Genomic DNA, 15,390 nt, shown 5'->3' with positions numbered 1-15,390 from the left:
CAAGGAATTCACATGCATTACACCAGCGCGAAGCACGCCTTCAGCGACGGTGCCCGCGCCGTTCTGCCGCTGACCACCGGGGTGGTGCCATTCGGCCTGATTACCGGCGTCACCGCGGTCAGCATGGGCATGTCGCCGCTCGACACCCTGGGCATGACCCTGTTGTTCTACTCGGGTTCAGCGCAGATGGTGGTGCTGCAGTTGCTGCAAAACGGCGCACTGCCACTGACCATGGTCGCCACCGCGCTGGTCATCAACCTGCGCTTTCTGATGTACAGCGCCGCCCTGGCGCCGCACCTGCACGGCCTGCCCCGGCGTGGCAGTTGGCCGCTGGCGTACCTGCTGTCGGACCAGTCATTCGCCCTTTGCAGCCTGAAATTCGGCGCAGGTGGGCTGGGGCGCTTTGCCTTTCCCTACTACATCGGCACGGCCGTGCCGATGTGGCTGGGCTGGAACCTGGCCGTGATGGCCGGCGTGTACCTGGGCACTGGCATTCCGGAGTCCTGGTCGCTGGGCTTCGCCATTCCCTTGTCGTTCCTTGCCTTGCTGGTGCCAGGCATCCGCAACCCGGCGACCCTCGGTGCGGCCATCGCCGGCGGCACCCTGGCCGTGCTGGCCCATGGTTTGCCGTATAACCTGGGGCTGTTGGTCGCGTCCGTGGGCGGCGTGAGCGCCGGCCTTGCCATCGAGCAACTGCGCAAAGGCGCGAACCTGGCAGCGGAGGCCCCATGACCGACATGAGCCAATGGATCACCTTCGTCCTGGTCGGGCTGGGCACCTTCGCCATCCGCCTGTCGTTCATCGAGTTCTACGGCGCCTTGCGCATTCCACCGTTGCTGCGCCGTGCGCTGGTGTACGTGCCGGCCAGCGTGCTGGCTGCCCTGGTATTGCCCGCGGTGATGTTCCAGAGCGGCCAGGCGGCCATCGACTGGAGCAACCCACAGATCCCGGCAGCCGTAGTGGCAGGCCTGGTTGCCTGGCGTACCCGTAGCACCCTGCTGACCCTGGCGGTGGGCATGGGCGTGTTGTGGGGGCTGCGGCACTGGGGCTTCTAGTGCTCGGGCACCATGCAGAACTGGTTGCGGCCGCTGCGCTTGGCCTCGTACATGGCCTTGTCGGCCAGGGCCAAGGCATCGTCGGCGGTCTGCGGGTCGTGCCCGCCGAGGTTGAGGTAAACCCCGATGCTGGCGCCCACCGCCACCTGCACGCCCTCCACCTCCAAGGGCGCTGACAACACGTCGCACAGCTTGCGCGCGATGTCCTGGGCCGAAGCCTGGTTGGCCACGGCCTGGGCCACCACCACGAACTCGTCACCGGCAAGGCGCGCAACGATATCGTCGGCGCGCATGATCGCCAGCATGCGCCCTGCCGCGGTCTGCAGCACCTGGTCGCCGGTTTCATGGCCGTACTGGTCGTTGACCTGCTTGAAGCCATCCAGGTCGATGAAGAACAGCGCGAAGGCCGCCCGCTGCTGCAGCGAGTAACCCAGTTCCTGGTGCAACGCCACGCGGTTGGGCAAGCCGGTCAGGGCATCCAGGGTGGCCTGGTCGAGCAGGTTCTTTTCCTTGCGCTTGCGCTCGGTCACATCCAGCGACATGACGAAAAAGCCCTCGACCTTGCCGTTACGGATGTCCGGCACGTAGGAGGCATGCCAGATCCGCGTATCGTCCGGGCTGTAGCGCACGTTGTCGGCCTCCACCCGCTCGCCGGCCAGCGCCCGGCGAAAACACGGCAGCAGTTGCCGATAGACGTCCGCCGGCAGTACGTCCTGCACCTTGCGGCCCTTGAGCTGGGTAGGCTCCATGCCGAAAATCTGCCGGTACACGGCGTTGTTGAAGCGGTACTCCAGTTCGGTGCCGATATGGGCGATCAATACCGGGATGTTGTCGGCGATGGCCTGCAGGGTTTCCTGGCTGCGCGCCAGCTCCTCGGTGCGCTGCGCCACTTGCTGCTCCAAGGTGGCCTGGTAGCGCTGCAACTGCTGCTGGCGGCGCTTGCGTTCGCTGATGTCGCGCACGAATACCACCAACTGCTCGGCATGCCCGCGCTCGTTGCGCAGGGCCGACAGGCTGAGCTCGGTCCATAGCGCCGGGTTGCCCGGGGTAACCAGGCGCACTTCGGTGACCAGCGACTCCTGGGCGCCGCTGACCACCGCCTGCCAGGGCACGCTGACGTTACCCAGGTCCTGGGCATCGATCAGTTCGCCCAGCGGCATCAGCACCAGCCATTCCCGGGTTTTGCCCACCAGCTGGCAGAACTCGCGGTTCGGCTCCTGGATGCGCCCGTCCAGCCCGAGCAGCGCCTTGCTGGTGGGGCTGTTGTCGAACACCCGCTGAAAACGCGCCTCGGAAGACAGCAGCGCACTGTGCCCGGCGTCCTGCACCGCACTGCCCGAATCGATCGCCAGGCTGCGGTGCAGCATCTCGCGCTCGACGATGCGCGCCAGGTCGCGCAAGTGCGCCAGGTGGGTTTCGCTGACCTGGCGGGGTTTGCTATCGAGCACGCACAAGGTGCCCACCGTCAGTTCGCCGGCAAAGCGCAGCGGCACCCCGGCATAGAAGCGGATGCCCGGCCCGCCGGTAACCAGCGGGTTGTCCTTGAAGCGCGGGTCGGCGGTGGCATCGGGGATCACCAGGATGTCCTCGGCGTGCAGGGCGTGGGCGCAGAACGCCAGGTCCCGCGGCGTTTCGGTCGCATCCAGGCCTTGGCGCGACTTGAACCACTGGCGGTTCATGTCGACCAGCGACACCAGCGCCATGGGCACATCGAGCAGCACGCAGGCCAACCGGGTAAGGCGGTCGAAGGTTTCCTCGGCTGGGGTGTCGAGAATGTTCAGGCTCTCGAGGAAACACAGCCGGGCAGCTTCGTTGAGGGGGGACGGTGCGCTTTGCATGACGACTCGCTCGACAAAATCCTAACCGGCAACGATAGCGCTGCCATGCTCAAGCGCAAGCCTTGGCACGCTTCAATCGCGTTCGACAAGCTGTACAATCGGTTTTTTTGCAAGCCGAAGATGTTCTTTCATGAAGAAATTGCTTTACGTCGTCGCCCTCACCTTCGCCGCCCTCCCCGCCGCCTTCGCCACCCCACCCGCCACCTTCACCGAAGCCAAGGTGGTGGCCAAGCAGAAGATCTACAACGACCAGGCCAGCAGCGCCATGGGCGAGCTCTACTGTGGCTGCAAGTGGACCTGGGCGGGCAAGTCGGGCGGGCGCGTCGACCTCAAGTCGTGCGGCTACCAGGCACGCAAGCTGCAAACCCGCGCCGAGCGCACCGAGTGGGAACACATCGTGCCGGCCTGGACCTTTGGCCACCAACGCCAGTGCTGGCAGAACGGCGGGCGTGAGCAATGCGTGGACAGCGACCCGACCTTCCGCGCCATGGAAGCCAACCTGTTCAACCTTTACCCGTCCGTGGGCGAGGTCAACGGTGACCGCAGCAACTTCAACTACGGCATGGTGTCGGGCGTGGCGCCGCAGTATGGGCAGTGCACCACCAAGATCGACTTCCAGCAGAAAGTCGCCGAACCGCGCGACGAAGTGAAAGGCCTGGTGGCGCGCACCACGTTCTACATGTTCGATCGCTACAAGCTGAACATGTCGCGCCAGCAGCAACAGGTGCTGATGGCCTGGGACAAACAGCACCCGGTGACCGCCTGGGAGAAGCAGCGGGAACAGCGCATTGCCGCGATCATGGGGCACGACAACCCGTTCGTGACCGGCGAGCGCAAATGGACCTTGGGTTATACGCCGCAAGGCGCGGGCAGCGCGCCCGTGGCCACGGCCACGCCGCCTTTGGCCAGCGCCACGCAAACAGGCGCGGTACTGGGCAACAAGAACAGCCACGTGTACCACCTGGCCAGCGGCTGCCCGGGTTATGCGCAGGTGTCGCAGAAGAACCAGGTCGCGTTTGCCAGTGAAACGGAGGCCCAGGCTGCGGGGTATCGCAAGGCCGGGAATTGTAAATAACACGCAGGGCGAACGCTTTGGGGTACGCGGGTGTTCGCCGGTGGGGATGCAGCGCCTTCGAGATCGAGCGCCGCCTGCGCGGCGCTTCGCGAGCTGCGCTCGCTCCTACAAAGGGCAGGCCGCGTGCGGTGGCTACATGAACATTGGCCCGAAAAACGTAGGAGCGAGCAAAGCTCGCGAAGCGCCGTGCAGGCGGCGCTCGATCTCAAAGGCACTACAAATCCCAAACCCAGCCCCCAATCCCCTCCCCAAACCGGCGAACCCAGCGAAACGGGCTAGGCTCTTCTGATTGGAGTTTCGATCAGGAGGCAAGGATGCGACATCGAGGCGAGGTATTCTGGGCGTGGGCCGACCCTAACCTAAAGCACCACTCCCACCAGGAAGTGCTGGCCGACGGTGCACGGCTGGACATTCAGGTACGCCTGTCGCGCACTGGCGACGTGCAACTGTTCATCGGCATCTACGAACCCTCCGGCCTTGCCCGGCTGGAAGAAGCCTACGCCAAGCGGCCCGGCGAAACGATGACCCGGGCCCTTGCCTGGGGTGCCGGGCGCGGCCGCGAGCTTGCCCGCACCCAAGCCACCGGCCTGGCGAAACCTGGCAAACACCACTCCCTGAACTAACCGCCCTGCACCAGGAGATGCCTGCGCATGACCCAGCCCACGCACCGCTTCGAACGGATTCTTCTCACCAACGACGACGGCATCGATGCCCCCGGCCTCAAGGCCTTGGAACAGGTGGCCGCGCAGCTGGCCGACGAGGTCTGGGTGGTGGCCCCGCGCGACGACCAGAGCGGCACCTCGCATTCCCTCAGCCTGCACGCACCGCTGCGTATCAGCCAGCATGGAAACCGGCGCTTCGCCGTCACCGGCACGCCGGGCGACTGCGTGATCATGGGGGTGCAGCACCTGCTCAAGGATGCCAGGCCCCAGCTGATTCTTTCCGGCATCAACCGTGGCGCCAACCTGGGCATGGAAACCGTGTTCTCCGGCACCGTGGGCGCGGCCATGACCGGTATGTTGCTGGGCATTCGTTCAATCGCCCTGAGCCAGGCCTACATCGACCGGGCAAATGCGCCCTGGGACACCGCACTGGCCCAGGCCCCTGGCGTTCTGCAACAACTGCTGAGCATGGACTGGCCCACCGACGTGTGCCTGAACGTCAACTTTCCCAGCTGCAGCGCCCAGGCCGCCCTGCCCCTCACGATCACCCGCCAGGGCGCCGGCCCCTTGAGCAGCATGTCGGTGCGCAAGGAGGTGGACCCACGCGGGTTCGATTATCACTGGATCAAGCTGGACAACGCGCGCGACGCGGACGCGCCCGGCACCGAAATGGCGGAACTCAAGGCCGGCCACATCACCGTCACCCCGCTGCAGTTCGAACGCACCCACCTGGCGGCGTTCAACGACGCCACCGGGCGCTAACCATCAGGCGCAGCGTTTGAGGATGGTCTTGATCGGGCGCCGCACGCGGCGCTTGGACACATGCCGGGGCTTGATCCAACGGCAGGCCTCGATCTCGTTGCAGGGGCGAGGCCGCGACGAGGTTTTCCGGGCTTCGAACAGGTAGTGAATGACCTTGTCCTCACGAAACTCGGAAATGTAGCGCAGCTCATCGAAGGCCAGCCCGGTTTCCTCGGCCATTTCCCGGCGTGCGGCCTGCAGAGGCGTTTCATCGCGCTCCACGGTGCCGCCAGGCAGGTTCCACTTCGAATTGCGCTTGCGCACGAACAGCACCTCGCCATCCTTGCGGTAGATCACCGTGGCGCGAAGCTTGATACCTTTTCTTCTGGCTGTTGCAGTGTCCATTGCCTTCATGAATTATCCCGAATCGACTGAACGGACCGGAGCACAGGGACATCTCCGGTATCGAGCTTATAGTGGTCATGTGTCGGTTGAATGACCGTGTCGGGTGGGGGATGGTTCGGATTGAATTGGCGCCAGGCTGGCGTTGGGGTGTGATCCTCAATGAGTAACTCACCACAATGCAATCTCATAGGTCAGATACCTGCCAATGCCCAAGGAGAATCCATGATGGCCGCCCAAGTCCGAAACTCACCTGCCCTCACCACCGTTTACCTGTCCGGCCCACTGATTCGTAAATTCTTCCGAAAGAAGGATTACCTGCTGGATAGTCAAAACACCTGGGAGGTATTCCGAGCCTTGAAGGCAACGCTGGAAGGCTTCGAACAGGAGATCACGCTCAATCAAGCGCTCAGAAGCGAACTACCTGCTGAGCATTGCGGAGTCATTGACCTACACCCAGCTATGCATACTCGGGCTTTGCTCTGAAAAGCAAAAGCGACAGTACAAGCTTCGGGAAAGGTGCTGGGTTATTGGAGAAGAGGTTTCGCCAGAAACCGAGAGCTTGGCCGTCCAGGCTGGGGATCTCAATCTACGACAGCTGTTCTTTAAGCGCCCGCCATCCCCCTTTGATAAAAAGTTCAAGGACACCGTCACGCTCCCAAGGTACACAAGCCTTTCCACTGTGGGTGAGCGCCTGGCAAACCTGATGGAGCTTCACAACATCGAGAATGAAGTGCTTAAAGCTGTTGCAGACACCTGGTGAGGGGGCGAAACGAAACAGCAACTGCACCCACTCTGCACCCATGGTTTAGTTTGCTTAGGTATCAGGTCTAGCTACAAGCAGCAGAATATGTGGCGTCCCAGGCAGGAATTGAACCTGCAACCTTCCCCTTAGGAGGGGGATGCTCTATCCAATTGAGCTACTGAGACGAGAAGAACGGGCAACGGGCGTTGCACGGCTGGATGGCGAGCATGTTAACCAGCGCACTGCCGTTTGTCATGCTTCAATCGGGCTTTTTGCACGTAGGCCATTTCTGAACCCGTTAATGGATCACCCCTTCCCTGCGCAGCAACGCCAGCAGCGCGGCCACCGCCTCGTCCAACGCCCCGGAGTTGTCCAGCCGATGCACCGCCCCGTCGGCTTCGCCCTGGAGCCTGGCATTGCGTGCCAGGCGCTGGTCGACTTCCTGCGGCGTTTCCCGCCCGCGGGCCAACAGCCGCTCACGCAGCACGGCGGTTTCGACTTCCAGGCACACAGCCAACAGGTTGGGATAACGCCGGCGAGCTTCGGGCAGGTAAGCGCGCGAGCCATTGACCAGCACGCTATGGCCTTGGGCAAGCCACTGGTCGACCTGGGCCAGGATGCCATAGTCCAGGCCATTGGCCCGCCAATGCATGGCAAAGGCACCCTCTGCGCGCAGCTGCTCGAAGCCCTGCGCCGTAACGCCGTGGGCCGCTTCGCCCTTGGCTTCGGCAGAGCGGGTAATCACACGCCGGGCAATTTCCACCCCCGCCTCGGCCAATGGCCCACGGGCGGCATCGATCAGGGAATCTTTTCCCGAACCGGACGGTCCTATCAGGAATACCAGGCGACCAGCGGTGTCGCCTCCAGTGCTTGCGTCATGTTGCATAGCCACTATGCTCTATGAAAGGAAACCCGCGCATTCTAGGTGTTTTCTTAGCGCTTTGCTGCGTTTTACAGGTTTTTGACGGCAAAGGTCTGACGGTGAAAATGGTGTGACTGGAGTAAAACTTTTCAAACCAGTGCTCATTTCTGATAATTGGTACTGGCAAAAAGCCTTTATCCCACTCACTATTTGTCACAGAATTGACGCCAAGGAAACGGCGACCTGAGGCAAGATGACACCAATATTTTGATGACGGTTGAACATTTTGTCGTCGCCACGGTCGTAGCTCCATCCCGTGCGGCCAATTTGAGAACCGCTTTCCCCTGAACCAAAAACCGGTCAATTTATATGCGCCCAATGAAACAGGCTATTTATTCCAGCCGCACCGCAGACAAATTCGTCGTCCGCCTGCCAGACGGAATGCGTGAGCGCATTGCCGAGGTAGCGCGCAACCACCACCGCAGCATGAACTCCGAAATCATCGCACGCCTGGAGCAGAGCCTTATCCAGGAAGGCGCGCTGGGTGACGAGCTGAGCATGCGCCTGGACAGCCCGGAGCTGTCACTGCACGAGCGCGAGCTGCTGCAGCGCTTCCGCCAACTGTCCCACCGCCAGCAGAACGCGCTGGTGGCCCTCATCGCTCACGATGTGGAAATGGCCGCCGACGCCTCCTGAGGTCGGTAGCAAGCAAACACGAAAAAGCCAGCGTAAGCTGGCTTTTTTCGTTGCGCTGATCCAGGCCCTCTGTAGGAGCGGGCTTGCCCCGCGAACACCGGCGTAGCCGGTGCCATGCACCGCGGTGCCTGCTTCGCGGGGCAAGCCCGCTCCTACAGAAATATCATTTAAGCCAGATAGTTATATTCCATAGGAGCGTGGCGTATCAGAGCAGGAACAGCGTCGCCAGCCCCAGGAAGATGAAGAAGCCGCCGCTGTCGGTCACCGCGGTAATCATCACGCTCGAGCCCATGGCCGGGTCGCGGCCAAGGCGCATCAGCGTCATCGGGATGAATACGCCCATGAACGCGGCCAACAGCAGGTTCAAGGTCATCGCCGCGGTCATGACCACACCCAGCGACCAGCTGCCGTACAGCAGGTACGCCACAATACCGATCACACCGCCCCAGATCAGGCCATTGAGCAGCGAAACCGCCAACTCCTTGCGCATCAGCCGGCTGGTGTTGCCTGGCGACACTTGGTCCAGCGCCATGGCGCGAACGATCATGGTGATGGTCTGGTTGCCGGAGTTGCCGCCAATGCCCGCCACGATCGGCATCAGCGCCGCCAGGGCCACCAGCTTCTCGATCGAGCCTTCGAACAGGCCAATCACCCGCGACGCCACGAAGGCGGTAATCAGGTTGATGGCCAGCCACGCCCAACGGTTGCGCAGCGAACGCCAGACCGAGGCGAAAATATCTTCCTCCTCGCGCAGGCCCGCCATGTTGAGCACTTCGCTCTCGCTCTCCTCACGGATCAGGTCGACCATCTCGTCAATGGTCAAACGGCCGATCAGGCGCTCGCTCTTGTCCACTACCGGCGCCGATACCAGGTCGTAACGCTCGAACGCCTGGGCCGCGTCGTAGGCATCTTCCTCGGGGTGGAAGGACACAGGGTCGGTCGCCATGACCTCTGCCACCTTCTTCTCCGGGTCGTTGACCAACAGGCGCTTGATCGGCAGCACACCTTTGAGGATGCCGCCGTAGTCGACCACGAACAGCTTGTCGGTGTGGTTGGGCAGCTCCTTGAGGCGGCGCAGGTAGCGCAAGACCACTTCCAGGCTGACATCCTCGCGGATGGTCACCATCTCGAAGTCCATCAATGCACCCACTTGCTCCTCGTCGTAGCTCAGCGCCGAGCGCACGCGCTCACGCTGCTGGGCATCGAGGCTTTCCATCAGCTCGTGGACAACGTCTCGCGGCAGCTCGGGGGCCAGGTCAGCAAGTTCGTCGGCGTCCATTTCCTTGGCGGCGGCCAGCAGCTCGTGATCGTCCATGTCGGCAATCAGCGACTGGCGCACAGCGTCGGAAACTTCGAGGAGGATGTCGCCGTCGCGGTCCGAGCGCACCAGCTGCCAGACCGTCAGGCGGTCTTCCAGGGGCAAGGCTTCGAGGATGTAGGCGATGTCGGCGGGGTGCAGGTCATCGAGCTTGCGTTGCAGCTCGACGAGGTTCTGCCGGTGGACCAGGTTTTCCACCAGGTCGTTGTGCTGCCCTTCCTGACGGTGCGTCAGGTCTTCCACCACACGTTGACGCTGCAGCAGTTCGACCACCTGGGCCAGGCGATCCTGCAGGCTGTCTTGGGCTTTCTTTACTTCTACTTCGGTCATAGGCGTACTCCACTCCCAGCAGCGGAGCACGCCGGGAGAATCAATCGGTCAGATCTGGCTGTATGAATCTTGTTAGGGAGTAACTACTGGGTAAGTCCATGGTGGTATTCCACAAGCCCCGGCGGGGCTGACGGGCGCAATCATACACTGCCTAAGCTGTCAGATCGCTTAAAATTTTGGCCAGAACAAGCGTTTGCGTCATAAAGCTAGGACAACGCTCGAAGCCATCAGTGCGACGGTGCGTTTCGCGTTTGAAGCACATTTGCATGTGCCTGGGTGCATTTGCGGCGCTGGGTTGCTCGCCAGCCGTCTTGCACCCCTTTCGCGACACCCGGCTGCGCCATGGTTCATACAGGAGAGCTTAGATGGACATCGGCAACAATTCAGCGGGCCGAAAAAACAAAAAGCCCGCTCAAATGAGCGGGCTTCTTGATGTATGGCGGACTCAGCAGGATTCGAACCTGCGACCGCTCGGTTCGTAGCCGAGTACTCTATCCAGCTGAGCTATGAGTCCGTGGTTGGTAATTTTAGACCAGGTTACCACTGGTGGGCTTGATGCAGCCTTGCAAGCAAAGCCACTTCAAAAAGTGGCGGACTCAGCAGGATTCGAACCTGCGACCGCTCGGTTCGTAGCCGAGTACTCTATCCAGCTGAGCTATGAGTCCGTGGTTGGTAGTTTTAGACCAGGTTACCACTGGTGGGCTTGAAGCAGCTTTGTAAGCAAAGCCACTTCAAAAGTGGCGGACTCAGCAGGATTCGAACCTGCGACCGCTCGGTTCGTAGCCGAGTACTCTATCCAGCTGAGCTATGAGTCCGTGTCTTGCCGCGCATAATAGACCGCTGAAACATTTTTGCAAGAACTTTTTCGTTTAACTTCAACGACTTAGCGTTCTTACCGTTTACAGCGACCTAAGCAAATAATGGCGGTGAAGGGGGGATTCGAACCCCCGATACCCTTATGAGGTATACTCCCTTAGCAGGGGAGCGCCTTCGGCCACTCGGCCACCTCACCGCAACACGAGGCGAATATTAAAGAAGCTCTTCCTCGTTTGCAACCCTTTTTTTGAAAAAAACTTCAAAAAAATTAAAGGCTTGGCTCCTCGTCCTTCTCTTTCTTGATCCGCAGGTAGATTTCCTCGCGGTGAACGGCCACTTCCTTAGGGGCGCTGACGCCAATACGCACCTGGTTTCCCTTGACGCCAAGCACCGTCACGGTGATCTCGCCGTCTCCAATGATCAGGCTCTCGGCGCACCGGCGAGTCAGAATCAACATAGCTTTCTCCTTACACGAACATTCAGGGGTAACAGTCTTTGGATGACAGCCCTGGGGCGCGGACGACGCCCCAGGGCCCTTGGCCACCCCGCCGACAGGACAGGGCCTGCGTGGCAGCCAGAAACGCGAAGGGCGCGGCCTTGCCGCGCCCTCCTGGCAACGCCTTATTCGCCCTGTCGGGCAGGGGCGTCGAGCTCGAACGCGGTGTGCAGCGCACGCACGGCCAGTTCCAGGTACTTCTCCTCGATCACCACCGAGACCTTGATCTCGGACGTGGAGATCATCTGGATGTTGATGCTCTCCTTGGCCAGGGCTTCGAACATGCGGCTGGCAACACCGGCGTGGGAGCGCATGCCAACGCCGACGATCGACACCTTGGCGATCTTGGTGTCGCCGATCACTTCACGGGCACCGATCTCGCGCGCGGTGTTTTCCAGCACGCTGAACGCCTTCTCGTACTCGTTGCGGTGTACGGTGAAGGTGAAGTCGGTGGTGTTATCGTGCGCGACATTCTGCACGATCATGTCCACTTCGATGTTCGCGGCGCTGATCGGGCCGAGGATCTTGAAGGCAACGCCCGGGGTGTCCGGCACGCCGCGAATGGTCAGCTTGGCTTCATCACGGTTGAAGGCGATACCGGAAATGATCGGCTGTTCCATGGATTCCTCTTCATCAATGGTAATGAGGGTCCCTGGACCCTCTTTGAAGCTGTGCAGCACGCGCAGCGGAACGTTGTACTTGCCGGCGAACTCCACCGAGCGGATCTGCAGCACCTTGGAACCGAGGCTGGCCATTTCCAGCATCTCTTCGAAGGTGATCTTCTCCAGGCGGCGGGCCTGCGGCACAACGCGCGGGTCGGTGGTGTAGACGCCATCGACATCGGTGTAGATCTGGCACTCGTCAGCCTTCAGCGCGGCCGCCAGGGCCACGCCGGTGGTGTCGGAGCCGCCACGGCCAAGGGTGGTGATGCTGCCGTGCTCGTCGACGCCCTGGAAACCGGCAACCACGACCACCCGGCCTTCCTTGAGGTCGGCGCGAATCTTCTGGTCGTCGATTTGCAGGATGCGCGCCTTGTTGTGCGCGCTGTCGGTGAGGATGCGCACCTGGTTACCGGTGTAGGACACCGCTGGCACACCGCGCTTGATCAAGGCCATGGTCAACAGCGCGATGGTGACCTGCTCACCCGTCGACACGATCACATCCAGTTCGCGAGGAACCGGCTGATCGGTAATCTGCTTGGCCAGGTCGATCAGGCGATTGGTTTCACCGCTCATGGCCGACAGCACGATCACCAGGTCGTCGCCCGCCTCACGGTGTTTCTTGACCTTTTCGGCTACCTGCTCGATCCGCTCGATGGAACCGACAGAGGTGCCGCCAAATTTCTGTACGATCAACGCCATTTCAATGGTGCCTCAGCCCATACAGGGCCTCAAAAAAACCATCCAACATGACGGGGCGGATGACTAGACCACCCGCCCCCTCATCTCAAAGTCCCTGCTCTGCGAACGGCACGGCCAGCGCCAGGGCCTGGTCCAGCGCGGCGACGTCGACGCCACCGCCCTGGGCCATGTCCGGACGGCCACCGCCCTTGCCACCCACTGCCGCAGCGGCTTGTTTCATCAGGTCACCAGCCTTGAGTTGGCTGGAGAGGTCCTTGGTCACGCCGGCCACCAGCACGACCTTGCCCTCATGCTCGCTGCCCAGCAGGATCACTGCGTGGCCGAGCTTGTTCTTCAGCTGATCGACCAGGGCCAGCAGGGCCTTGCCATCCTGCCCATCCAGGCGGGCGGCAAGCACCTTGGCACCCTTGACCTCAACGGCCGCGTTGGAGAGATCATCCCCGGCGGCGCTGGCGGCCTTGGCCTGCAGCTGTTCAAGCTGCTTTTCCAGCTGGCGGTTGCGCTCAAGCACAGCCGACAGCTTGTCGATCAGGTTGTCGCGGTTACCCTTGACCAGCTGCGCGGCTTCCTTGACCTGCTCTTCGGCAGCGTTCAGGTAGGCCAGGGCAGCAGCACCGGTGACCGCTTCGATACGGCGCACGCCCGAGGCCACGCCGCCTTCGCTGATGATCTTGAACAGGCTGATATCGCCGGTGCGCTTGGCGTGGATACCGCCGCACAGCTCAACGGAGAAATCACCGCCCATGCTCAGTACGCGCACGGTATCGCCATACTTCTCGCCGAACAGCGCCATGGCGCCCTTGGCCTTGGCGGTTTCGATGTCGGTCAGTTCGGTTTCAACCGGGGTGTTCTTGCGCACTTCACGGTTGACGATGTCTTCCAGGGCCTTGATCTGCTCTGGCTTCACCGCCTCGAAGTGGCTGAAGTCGAAACGCAGGCGCTGGCTGTCGACCAGCGAACCCTTCTGCTGTACGTGCTCGCCCAGCACCTGGCGCAGCGCTTCGTGCAGCAGGTGGGTCGCGGAGTGGTTCAGCGAGGTGGCGTGCTGCACGTCGGCATCGACCTTGGCCTGGACCGGCGAGCCGATCACCAGCGCACCGCTGGCGACCACGCCGTGGTGCAGGAAGGCACCGCCAGTCTTGGTGGTGTCGCGCACGTCGAAGCGCGCAGCGCCCGCCTGCAGGAAACCGGTGTCGCCCACCTGGCCGCCGGACTCGGCGTAGAACGGGGTGCGGTCGAGCACCACCACGCCCTGCTCGCCTTCACCCAGCTGGTCGACGGACTGGCCGTCCTTGTACAGGGCGATGATCTTGCCCTGGCCTTCGGTGGCGTCGTAACCCAGGAATTCGGTGGCGGTGTCGACCTTGACCAGGCTGTTGTAGTCCATGCCGAAGGCGCTGGCGGAACGGGCACGCTCGCGCTGGGCTTCCATTTCACGCTCGAAGCCGGCTTCGTCGATGGTCAGCTCGCGCTCGCGGGCGATGTCGGCAGTCAGGTCCATGGGGAAGCCGTAGGTGTCGTACAGCTTGAACACCACGTCGCCCGGAACCACGTCGCCCTTGAGCTGGGCCAGGTCCTGCTCAAGGATGCGCAGGCCTTGTTCCAGGGTCTTGGCGAACTGCTCTTCCTCGGCCTTGAGCACGCGCTCGATGTGCGCTTGCTGGCTCTTCAGCTCAGGGAAGGCCTCGCCCATCTCGGCGGCCAGGGCGGCGACGATCTGGTGGAAGAAGCTGCCCTTGGCACCCAGCTTGTTGCCGTGGCGGCAAGCGCGGCGAATGATGCGGCGCAGCACGTAGCCACGGCCTTCGTTGGACGGCAGCACGCCGTCGGCAATCAGGAAGCCGCAGGAGCGGATGTGGTCGGCGACCACTTTCAGCGACGCCTGGCCATCATTGCTGCAACCGATGGCCTTGGCCGCGGCGCCCAGCAGGTTCTGGAACAGGTCGATCTCGTAGTTCGAGTGCACGTGCTGCATGACCGCACTGATGCGCTCAAGACCCATGCCGGTGTCCACCGACGGTGCTGGCAGCGGGTGCAGCACGCCGTCGGCAGTACGGTTGAACTGCATGAAGACGTTGTTCCAGATCTCGATGTAGCGGTCGCCGTCTTCTTCCGGCGAGCCGGGTGGGCCGCCCCAGATGTCCGCGCCGTGGTCGTAGAAGATCTCGGTGCAAGGGCCGCATGGGCCGGTGTCACCCATGGTCCAGAAGTTGTCGGAGGCGTACGGGGCGCCTTTGTTGTCACCGATGCGCACCATGCGCTCGGCTGGCACGCCGACTTCCTTGGTCCAGATGTCGTAGGCTTCGTCGTCGCTGGCGTAGACGGTGACCCAGAGCTTTTCCTTGGGCAGGTTCAGCCACTTGTCGGAGGTCAGGAAGGTCCAGGCGAAGGTGATCGCGTCGCGCTTGAAATAGTCGCCGAAGCTGAAGTTGCCCAGCATTTCGAAGAACGTATGGTGGCGCGCGGTGTAGCCGACGTTTTCCAGGTCGTTGTGCTTGCCGCCGGCGCGCACGCACTTCTGGCTGCTGGCGGCACGGGTGTAGGCGCGCTTCTCGGCACCCAGGAAGCAGTCCTTGAACTGGTTCATGCCTGCGTTGGTGAACAGCAGGGTCGGGTCGTTGTTCGGGATCAGCGAACTGGAGGCGACTCGGGTATGTCCCTGCTCTTCGAAGAAGCGAAGGAAGGCTTCACGGATTTCTGCGCTTTTCATAGGTTCTTCCACGGAAACGGCGGCCCTTGGGGGCAAACACGTCGACGAAACGACGGCAAAGGGCCGCATTATATCGGTCCTGCAAGCAAGGTGCAGTGTGTTTATGCGATAGATAGCGTCGTTTGGACGGCTTTTGGGGCGCTTGCAAACGAAAACGACATGAACGGATGCTAAATGCTGCCTTTCGCCACTGGCAAGCCCATTACCGCCCAAGGGAAGGGAAAATGGAACAGACGGTGAATTAAAAGGTTTTCATGGGCGAGCGCCGCGCAGCGGCGCATCG

The 15,390-nt window shown here is 62.0% G+C and carries 14 protein-coding genes and 5 tRNA genes; 7 read left to right on the top strand and 12 right to left on the bottom strand.

All coding sequences use genetic code 11. The features are described 5' to 3' along the window. The first annotated feature begins 12 nt into the window (after positions 1–12). Together F3J45_RS07950 and F3J45_RS07945 are read left to right on the top strand one after the other, a co-directional pair. Entirely contained in the window at positions 13–732 is a 720-nt protein-coding gene (locus tag F3J45_RS07950; protein WP_167059942.1) for an AzlC family ABC transporter permease, read from the top strand. Further along, positions 729–1,055 (top strand): AzlD domain-containing protein, encoded by a 327-nt coding sequence (locus F3J45_RS07945; RefSeq protein ID WP_167059939.1) that lies wholly within the window; start codon positions 729–731, stop codon positions 1,053–1,055. Before F3J45_RS07950 ends, F3J45_RS07945 begins: the two co-directional genes overlap by 4 nt. Here F3J45_RS07945 and F3J45_RS07940 read toward each other — a convergent pair. Further along, the gene (locus F3J45_RS07940; RefSeq protein WP_167059936.1) at positions 1,052–2,893 is read right to left on the bottom strand and encodes a diguanylate cyclase domain-containing protein; all 1,842 of its coding nucleotides are present in this window, start codon (positions 2,891–2,893) and stop codon (positions 1,052–1,054) included. The genes F3J45_RS07945 and F3J45_RS07940 overlap by 4 nt on opposite strands. 130 nt (positions 2,894–3,023) lie before the next feature. Between F3J45_RS07940 and F3J45_RS07935 the strand changes: the two genes are divergently transcribed. The 3 genes from F3J45_RS07935 (at position 3,024) to surE (ending at position 5,392) form a co-directional block, all read left to right on the top strand. Then, complete coding sequence (locus F3J45_RS07935) at positions 3,024–3,968, top strand: endonuclease (RefSeq protein WP_167059921.1); 945 nt, start codon at positions 3,024–3,026, stop codon at positions 3,966–3,968. Between the two features lie 314 nt (positions 3,969–4,282). Then, positions 4,283–4,591 carry a hypothetical protein gene (locus F3J45_RS07930; RefSeq protein WP_167059918.1) on the top strand — a complete coding sequence of 103 codons (309 nt, stop codon included), beginning with the start codon at positions 4,283–4,285 and terminating at the stop codon, positions 4,589–4,591. Between the two features lie 27 nt (positions 4,592–4,618). Next, on the top strand, positions 4,619–5,392 hold the full coding sequence (surE, locus tag F3J45_RS07925) for a 5'/3'-nucleotidase SurE (protein WP_167059915.1): 774 nt from the start codon (positions 4,619–4,621) through the stop codon (positions 5,390–5,392). Positions 5,393–5,395: 3 nt separating this feature from the next. On the opposite strand, the gene F3J45_RS07920 is transcribed toward surE, so the two are convergent. Continuing rightward, entirely contained in the window at positions 5,396–5,776 is a 381-nt protein-coding gene (locus tag F3J45_RS07920) for an NUDIX domain-containing protein (protein ID WP_205300123.1), read from the bottom strand. Between the two features lie 222 nt (positions 5,777–5,998). Here F3J45_RS07920 and F3J45_RS29830 point away from each other — a divergent pair, with 222 nt between their 5' ends. Next, positions 5,999–6,259 (top strand): hypothetical protein, encoded by a 261-nt coding sequence (locus F3J45_RS29830; protein ID WP_205300440.1) that lies wholly within the window; start codon positions 5,999–6,001, stop codon positions 6,257–6,259. Positions 6,260–6,626: 367 nt separating this feature from the next. On the opposite strand, the gene F3J45_RS07910 is transcribed toward F3J45_RS29830, so the two are convergent. Beyond that, positions 6,627–6,703, bottom strand: a tRNA-Arg gene (locus F3J45_RS07910). Positions 6,704–6,816: 113 nt separating this feature from the next. Then, positions 6,817–7,404, bottom strand: coding sequence for a phosphonate metabolism protein/1,5-bisphosphokinase (PRPP-forming) PhnN (gene phnN, locus F3J45_RS07905; protein ID WP_167059909.1), 588 nt, complete (start codon positions 7,402–7,404; stop codon positions 6,817–6,819). Between the two features lie 345 nt (positions 7,405–7,749). On the opposite strand from phnN, the gene F3J45_RS07900 reads away from it, so the two are divergent. After that, positions 7,750–8,076, top strand: a complete 327-nt coding sequence (locus F3J45_RS07900; protein ID WP_003254499.1) for an Arc family DNA-binding protein — start codon at positions 7,750–7,752, stop codon at positions 8,074–8,076. Between the two features lie 205 nt (positions 8,077–8,281). Here the strand turns inward: F3J45_RS07900 and mgtE are convergent, their stop codons facing one another. The 8 genes from mgtE to alaS form a co-directional block, all read right to left on the bottom strand. After that, complete coding sequence (gene mgtE / locus F3J45_RS07895) at positions 8,282–9,724, bottom strand: magnesium transporter (protein WP_167059906.1); 1,443 nt, start codon at positions 9,722–9,724, stop codon at positions 8,282–8,284. A gap of 437 nt (positions 9,725–10,161) precedes the next feature. Next, a tRNA-Arg gene (locus tag F3J45_RS07890) sits at positions 10,162–10,238 on the bottom strand. A gap of 74 nt (positions 10,239–10,312) precedes the next feature. Then, positions 10,313–10,389: transfer RNA gene (locus tag F3J45_RS07885), tRNA-Arg, on the bottom strand. Between the two features lie 73 nt (positions 10,390–10,462). Beyond that, positions 10,463–10,539: transfer RNA gene (locus tag F3J45_RS07880), tRNA-Arg, on the bottom strand. A gap of 106 nt (positions 10,540–10,645) precedes the next feature. Continuing rightward, positions 10,646–10,736, bottom strand: a tRNA-Ser gene (locus F3J45_RS07875). Positions 10,737–10,808: 72 nt separating this feature from the next. After that, positions 10,809–10,997: a carbon storage regulator CsrA gene (csrA, locus tag F3J45_RS07870; RefSeq protein WP_003254503.1), complete on the bottom strand. Its 189-nt coding sequence runs from the start codon at positions 10,995–10,997 to the stop codon at positions 10,809–10,811. Positions 10,998–11,161: 164 nt separating this feature from the next. Beyond that, entirely contained in the window at positions 11,162–12,397 is a 1,236-nt protein-coding gene (locus F3J45_RS07865) for an aspartate kinase (RefSeq protein ID WP_167059903.1), read from the bottom strand. A gap of 85 nt (positions 12,398–12,482) precedes the next feature. Then, on the bottom strand, positions 12,483–15,107 hold the full coding sequence (gene alaS, locus F3J45_RS07860) for an alanine--tRNA ligase (protein WP_167059901.1): 2,625 nt from the start codon (positions 15,105–15,107) through the stop codon (positions 12,483–12,485). Positions 15,108–15,390 lie beyond the last annotated feature (283 nt).

It is taken from the genome of Pantoea sp. Ap-967 (assembly GCF_011752565.1).
Lineage (GTDB): Bacteria > Pseudomonadota > Gammaproteobacteria > Pseudomonadales > Pseudomonadaceae > Aquipseudomonas.
The sequence above is the reverse complement of the archived record's forward strand: the minus strand, read 5'-3'. Positions and strand labels throughout refer to the sequence as shown.